Here is a 6,516-nt window from a genome sequence, read left to right as displayed (position 1 = left end):
TTTTAAGCCCAATTTTAACAAAATAATTCATCAACTACTGGTTAGAGATTACAGAGTTAAGTTTACATGAAAATTTAAACGCGTAACTTCTAGATTATACAAAAGAGCGGAGTGAACTCTCCTTACATGCTCTGGTTACCCAGGTATTAAACCAGCATTCACAGGTTCTGGCTTTGGATCTTATCGGGAGCACCGGCATGATCACAAGTCAGCTGGACGAAATTCCGGTCCCGGCTGATCCGCACGATGCAGAGATAGCAGAGGAGGTATATACCACCCATGAAACCCGGGACTTTCCTGATGCGAGAAATAAGACACTTACCAGGTTCTTTTTTATTGAGAGTGGTGATAATGAAAGTCCTGCTTCCGGGTATATTGATCATGTCGCAAAGATAGTATATTCCACACAGCATTACGAGCAGGAGAAAGGATCTCTGCTTGCATTGGCTATATCTCTGATTTTCATTGCCATCATCCTTGCCTTTGCCCTTGCATACCTTCTGTCCAGGTATATCTTCTCACCGGTTGACATGTTGCTTGCAGATCTTGACGAAATTTCCAGAGGAAACCTGAATCATCAGATAAGACCGTCGCGACATCTTGAGATAAACAGGATTAATGAAGCAGTATCCAGGATGGTTGAATCCATACGGGACAGTATCAGATCTCTTGAAATCTCAGAAAAAAGATATTTCACCCTGTTTTCAAATGCGTCAGATGCCATCATACTCTGGAACGGGGAGAGGGTTATCCATGCAAATCCTGCCGCATTCACCTTGTTTGGATGGGATGAAAATATCGGAGAAACAGCCGGGTCTACACAAAATGAGATGATAAGATACATCTTACAGAGAAAAAAGCCTGAAGAAGACGAATGGAATATGAGTACAGATATCCCCGGCAAAGGGGCCTGTACCCTCAATATCAGACTGGTCAGGTTAGTCCTCGAGGATCTTCCCATGAATCTCATTCAAATCCGTGATATAACCATGGAGACCCGGATGCATGAGGAGATCCACCGGCTTGCAGACATTGTGAAAAACACACAGGCAGGCATTATGGCCGGACCTGTCCATGCCCCTGATATTGTGAATGAAGCATATGCCCGGATTCATGGATGTACCCAGGATGAAGCGATAGAGGGAGGATTTTTCGGATATATTCATCCTGATTATAAGGAGGATATTCCGGTCTGGATTCGGATAGCAACCGAACGAGGGCATATGACCGGGGAGGCGATGCGGATTCGAAAGGATGGCTCCGAATTTCCTGCATTACATGATCTGACCATTGTGAGAGATGACCATCATGAGCCCTATCTTATTTTAAATGTCCAGGACATCTCTGATCAGATAAAAATATGGAATCTCACTCTTGAGAAGGAAGCACTCTCCGATTCATTAAATCTCCTGTCCGGTATCCTCGATAGTCTGCCGGATCCCACCTTTGTAATCGACATGTCCGGACATGTCCTTGCATGGAACAAGGCTATGTGGGTCTTCTCAGGAAGATCAGAAGAAGAGATCAGAGCAGGGAAGATGTCTCATGCACAGGCAGTATATGGTGAAGACCGACCCATGCTTATTGATAAGATAATCCGGCCTGACCTTGATATTTCACAGTATTACACAAATGTCAATGAAGAGAATGGCATTTACTCTGCTGAAGTCATCTATCACGGCAAGGAAGGGGAAATTCGATATAAATGGGCGCTTGCCGGACCGCTCTATGATTCAAAAGGCTCAATGATTGGAGCAATAGAAACCATCAGAGATATCACTGAATTAAAAAATGCAGAAAAAAAGCAGTCAGAGCTGGCAAATAAACTGATGCTGCTCTCCTCCCTGACGAGGCATGATATCAGGAACAAGGTGACGGTTATTGACGGTTTTAGGTTCTTTGCCGAGAGTGAGACAGATAATCCGAAGGTAAAAGAGATACTTGCCCATCAGAAGAACGCCATTCAGGATATTGGAAAACTGATCGACTTTAGTAAAGCATACCAGGAGATCGGCATTCACGAGCCTGTCTGGCATAATATTCATGATTTATTTGAACGGGCCGTTCGGCAGGTATCAATTGACCTAAAAGCCGTATGTGATATTCCATCTCTTGAAGTCTATGCGGATGCCCTCATCTATCAGGTATTTTATAATCTGGCAGAGAATTCACTCCGCCACGGGGATCATGTCACGACTATCAGATTGTATGCAGATCTGTCTGGGGAATCGCCCCTGTTGATATATGAAGATGACGGGCAGGGGATTGTGGATACGGAGAAAGAACAGATATTTCTGCGAGGCTATGGAAAAAATACCGGTCTTGGGCTGTTTTTTATCAGGGAGATTCTGGCAATCACCGGAATTTCGATTGTTGAAAACGGTATCTATGGTGAGGGAGTCAGATTTGAGATGAAAATTCCTCCCGATCACGTCAGATTCACTGTCCAGGCGGAGTAAAATGTATACCAGAATCAGAGCCAATCTCTCCGGATATGCCCAATAAACGAGTTCAGTGACAGGAAAAAGAATCCATGATGATGAAGGATACCAATTCTGAACAAGACAATGCTACTCCATCAGAAAATCTGCAAATAACACTCGACCAGGTGAACAGACGACTAAAAGCAGTATACATACGGTGGGAGGCGCTCTTCAAATCTCTCCCTGACCCGGTTATCATCGGAGACGAAGAAGGAGTACTCGTTTGTAATCCAAGGTTTGAAGAACTCACCGGGCTTACATCAGAAAAGATTGTGGGGCTTCCCATTTCCCGGCTTCCCATGTGCACTGCAGATATGGAGGATTGTAAAGACCTGATAGAACACTGGAATCATCCAACACCTGAAGGAGGCAGGTTCATCTTCCGGTTCTACAATCCGGACGGAAAGCGGATCGCGCTTGATATGCAGATCAGGTTTGTGGAGATGGAACAGTCCATGCTCAGGTTTTGCATCGGACGCGACATAACCCATGAACTCGAACTTCTTTCAGATCAGGAACGTGCAGTTGCACAGATAGACAAGAATATGGCTCAGCTTGCCGCGTTAAATGATGAGATCAAAAATCCGCTCACGTTGATCTCCATGAGTGCAGGACTTATGGATGGACCACAAGAGGAGCAGGTCCTCAGGGGAGTGCGGATGATAACGTCAATTGTTGACCGGCTTGATCAGGGATTTACCGAGTCTGAAAAGGTCCGGAAATTCTTAAAGCGAACCATTGACGGGTTTATGGAGGATCATAACCTCCCCTGACCTGATCGCGCCCGGATGGTTTTATGACCCCTTCTTTTCCACTGGAGGAAGGGACCAGAACGGTTCGATCATCTATTCCTTACTCATTTATCTTTGGATTATTCCGTTTTTTTGGAATCATGACCGTAAAGGTGGCACCTTTTCCTGTGCCCGGACTTTCGACAGAGATGGTGCCACCATGAAGATCAACAATCTTCCTGACTATCGAAAGACCAAGCCCTTTGGACTCCGGATCATGACGGGAGGTGTCGGATATAAAAAACTCATCCCATATTCTATGGATATCATCAGGATGAATGCCAATCCCCGTGTCCTGAATGGAGATCTCATGCCCGGTTGGCGTTTCATGATAGCGAATGGTGACCGTTCCTTTAAAGGCATTAAATTTTACAGCATTGTTTATGAGATTCCGGAAGAGCTGGTGTGAATACACCCTGGACAGATGAAGGAAGACCTCCGGTGGGACTTCATTGGAAAATACCACCTCTTTCTCATCTGCCATGAATGAATTAGCCTGAATCTCTTCATCTATCAGGGACTTGAGGTTCATCTCCTCAATGTCATCAATGGTATGATGGCTGTTAAGCCTGATAAGATCCATGATATCCTCAACCATCTGCTCCATGTACCTGAGACTTTTCTGGAACATATCAAGCAGAATTTGAGAATCAGGATCCTTTATCGCCTCTTTTACCAGCGGGAGGATGGCAACCATGGGAGTCAGGGGTGTCCGGAGATCATGGGCCAGCTGGTATATGAACTGATCCTTCTGGATAAGAAGTGATTCAACCTTTTGTGCACGTTCCTTCAGTTCCTCATTCAGCTTGCGGATCTCTGCCGTCCCTTCAGTTACCCGGCTTTCCAGATCAGAGGTCATTAATGCAAGTTCTTCTTTGATGTGCATGAGCTCCTGGTTCTGAACGGCAAGTTCTTCAGCCTGCATCCTGGCCTTCGCTTCGGCATCACGGAGCAACTCCCGTTCCCTATCCTTTCTCATCCAGAGAATTGAAAGGATGATGGCAAGCAGGCAGAGAAGAGCCGTGATGATAACCGGAATAAGGACAGCTTTGAAGACACCACTCTCCCAGGATGTCGCATCAATGTCTATGCCAAGGACTGCACGGACCGTAGTATCATCCGGGCCATATATCGGCACAAGGCCGGTCATCCATCGCCCCCATCGATCTGAGAGCGGGCCTTCAACACTCTCGTGCGGATGGATGAACATATCCCTGATTAATCCGGATGCCTCAGGGTATCTCTGACCCGGGTGCGAGTACATATCCGAAGTTACCGGTTCAGAGTCGGCCAAAAATACCAGTTCTCCATCAGGGTTCTTCAAGAGCAGATACACAAACCTGGAAAGAGGGCGGCTTTGCGCCACCTCAGTAAGATATTTTTTTATCCGACCATATGCAGGTGAGTTCAGGTCAGATATCGTTCCCTCTAATTGATACAGATCGTCCCTGATTATTCCCACTGACGCAATCCTGGTATCGGTGAGAAGATCCTGACGCATCTCATCCTCCTTTATTGAGATGCTGAAAATCGTGAAGAGAGCACCAAAAATAAGCAGACCTGCCAGCGAGATAATAACTACCTGCAGGAATCGGTTCATTCTGGTATATGACAGATTATCCTGACAAGTAGATATGATATATGGTTTGATCCTGATTCAGAAAGCGGGAAGAAATGCCCGGGTCAGAAACCAGATACCAAAGAGTACCAGTATAACCCCGCAGAGCACAAGAATCCCCTGATACATACGATTGCCAAGCATCGTCCTACTCCGGTGAATGCTGACTGATACCAGCGTGAACCACCCCAGATCTGCTGCCCAGTGGCCGGCGATGAATGCTGCAAGTCCGGCAGGGCCCTGGGAAAGAGAACTGATAAGGAGGGCACTCCCAACGGAAAACCACCATATCCAGAAGTACGGGTTTGACACACTGGTCAGGAGTCCGGCAAGGACCGGGCCTGATGAGGATTCCATACTGATATCAGATGAGATTGCTGCTTTACGTGCTCCGAAAAGAGTCAATCCCCCAAATAAGATCAGGGCTGAACCGCCAATTCCTGCAATGGCCGGGTGGAGGGTGTCAGGAAATGATGAGATGCCGGCGGCGATGAGCACAACAATGACCATCTCAGCAATGACATGGCCAAGAGTAACCCGCGGCCCTCCAGTCCAGCCAACATGAAGGGCAGACCGGATGGTTGCAATCAACGTCGGACCCGGGGCGAGGGCACCGGTAAGACCAATAATAAACCCCATCAGGGCAAGCTCTAAAATACTCATAGGACTGCCTGTACGGTACAGTGACCGTATTCAGGTATGGAATGATGCGAAACAAAGGGATTCCAAAGCCTGTACACTCCCTGTACTTCATTGTTTAAGTCAAATTTTCTGAATTATTGCAAAAAATTTCCCATTACACTATAATCCTGATTACTCATCAAGTATGTGCAACCATTTGGTGTGAATGTCCTTTTACTCCGGATAGCAATTCCTATAAGTAGGACCTTGGGGTATCAGTATACTCAATGATGATGATATATACCGACGGGGCATCACGGGGAAACCCTGGTCCTGCTGCCTGTTCATATCAGATAAAAGATGAGAATGGCAACCGGATTTTTGAGCATGTCTGCTTTCTTGGTCAGACCACAAACAATGTCGCAGAATATACAGCCATTATAAAAGCGCTCACGAGGGCCGCTGAAGAGACAAAGGAGGCGATACACGTGTACTCAGATAGTCAGCTCGTCATCAGGCAGATAACCGGAGTATACCGGATCAATAAACCTCATCTGAAAGCCCTGTATGATGAGGTTATGGTTCTTGCATCCCGGTTCTCACATTGTACCTGGGAGCATGTGCCACGAACTCATCCAGATATCGGGTACTGTGACCGGCTGTGTAATGAGGAACTGGACCGGCACCGGTAATGACCCATAGAGATCCTTTAGAATTATCACCTCGGACGCAGAGGTATGTACCATGGTACCCCCGGATGCCAGGCTCCTGATAGTCGATGATGATCCCGCGATTCGGGAATTTTTAAAAAACCGGCTCACGATGGAGGGCTATGAGGTCTCGGAAGCAGAGGATGCAGAGAAGGCACTGGAAAGACTGGAGGAACACCCGGATACAGACCTCATCCTCCTTGACCTGAATCTGTAGATTTATAACTACTTAGCATATGCGCTGCCTATATTAAATCTATAAATTAGCCTTCTTTTACCAACACATTTATGAT

The 6,516-nt window shown here is 46.4% G+C and carries 6 protein-coding genes; 4 read left to right on the top strand and 2 right to left on the bottom strand.

The annotated features are described in order from the left end of the window. The first annotated feature begins 197 nt into the window (after positions 1-197). Together LDL35_RS13775 and LDL35_RS13770 are read left to right on the top strand one after the other, a co-directional pair. Positions 198-2,459, top strand: a complete 2,262-nt coding sequence (locus LDL35_RS13775; protein ID WP_304023462.1) for a PAS domain S-box protein — start codon at positions 198-200, stop codon at positions 2,457-2,459. A gap of 74 nt (positions 2,460-2,533) precedes the next feature. Next, positions 2,534-3,256: a PAS domain S-box protein gene (locus tag LDL35_RS13770; protein WP_304023460.1), complete on the top strand. Its 723-nt coding sequence runs from the start codon at positions 2,534-2,536 to the stop codon at positions 3,254-3,256. Between the two features lie 79 nt (positions 3,257-3,335). On the opposite strand, the gene LDL35_RS13765 is transcribed toward LDL35_RS13770, so the two are convergent. Both LDL35_RS13765 and LDL35_RS13760 read right to left on the bottom strand, forming a co-directional pair. Next, positions 3,336-4,874: a HAMP domain-containing sensor histidine kinase gene (locus LDL35_RS13765; protein ID WP_304023458.1), complete on the bottom strand. Its 1,539-nt coding sequence runs from the start codon at positions 4,872-4,874 to the stop codon at positions 3,336-3,338. A 57-nt stretch (positions 4,875-4,931) separates the two neighbouring features. Then, positions 4,932-5,555: a LysE family transporter gene (locus LDL35_RS13760; protein ID WP_304023456.1), complete on the bottom strand. Its 624-nt coding sequence runs from the start codon at positions 5,553-5,555 to the stop codon at positions 4,932-4,934. A 245-nt stretch (positions 5,556-5,800) separates the two neighbouring features. On the opposite strand from LDL35_RS13760, the gene LDL35_RS13755 reads away from it, so the two are divergent. Together LDL35_RS13755 and LDL35_RS13750 are read left to right on the top strand one after the other, a co-directional pair. After that, positions 5,801-6,205: a ribonuclease HI family protein gene (locus tag LDL35_RS13755; protein ID WP_304023454.1), complete on the top strand. Its 405-nt coding sequence runs from the start codon at positions 5,801-5,803 to the stop codon at positions 6,203-6,205. 52 nt (positions 6,206-6,257) lie between these two features. Beyond that, the gene (locus LDL35_RS13750; protein ID WP_304023453.1) at positions 6,258-6,440 is read left to right on the top strand and encodes a response regulator transcription factor; all 183 of its coding nucleotides are present in this window, start codon (positions 6,258-6,260) and stop codon (positions 6,438-6,440) included. The last annotated feature ends 76 nt before the right edge of the window (positions 6,441-6,516 follow it).

The sequence above is a fragment of the Methanospirillum hungatei genome, assembly GCF_020216685.1.
Lineage (GTDB): Archaea > Halobacteriota > Methanomicrobia > Methanomicrobiales > Methanospirillaceae > Methanospirillum > Methanospirillum hungatei_B.
This window is presented reverse-complemented; position numbering and strand designations above follow the sequence as displayed.

Excerpts from the sequence above, each read along its gene's own strand:
- LDL35_RS13775 (WP_304023462.1), top strand. The coding sequence starts at position 198 with ATGATCACAAGTCAGCTGGACGAAATTCCGGTCCCGGCTGATCCGCAC.
- LDL35_RS13770 (WP_304023460.1), top strand. The coding sequence starts at position 2,534 with ATGATGATGAAGGATACCAATTCTGAACAAGACAATGCTACTCCATCA.
- LDL35_RS13765 (WP_304023458.1), bottom strand. The coding sequence starts at position 4,874 with ATGAACCGATTCCTGCAGGTAGTTATTATCTCGCTGGCAGGTCTGCTT.
- LDL35_RS13760 (WP_304023456.1), bottom strand. The coding sequence starts at position 5,555 with ATGAGTATTTTAGAGCTTGCCCTGATGGGGTTTATTATTGGTCTTACC.
- LDL35_RS13755 (WP_304023454.1), top strand. The coding sequence starts at position 5,801 with ATGATGATGATATATACCGACGGGGCATCACGGGGAAACCCTGGTCCT.
- LDL35_RS13750 (WP_304023453.1), top strand. The coding sequence starts at position 6,258 with ATGGTACCCCCGGATGCCAGGCTCCTGATAGTCGATGATGATCCCGCG.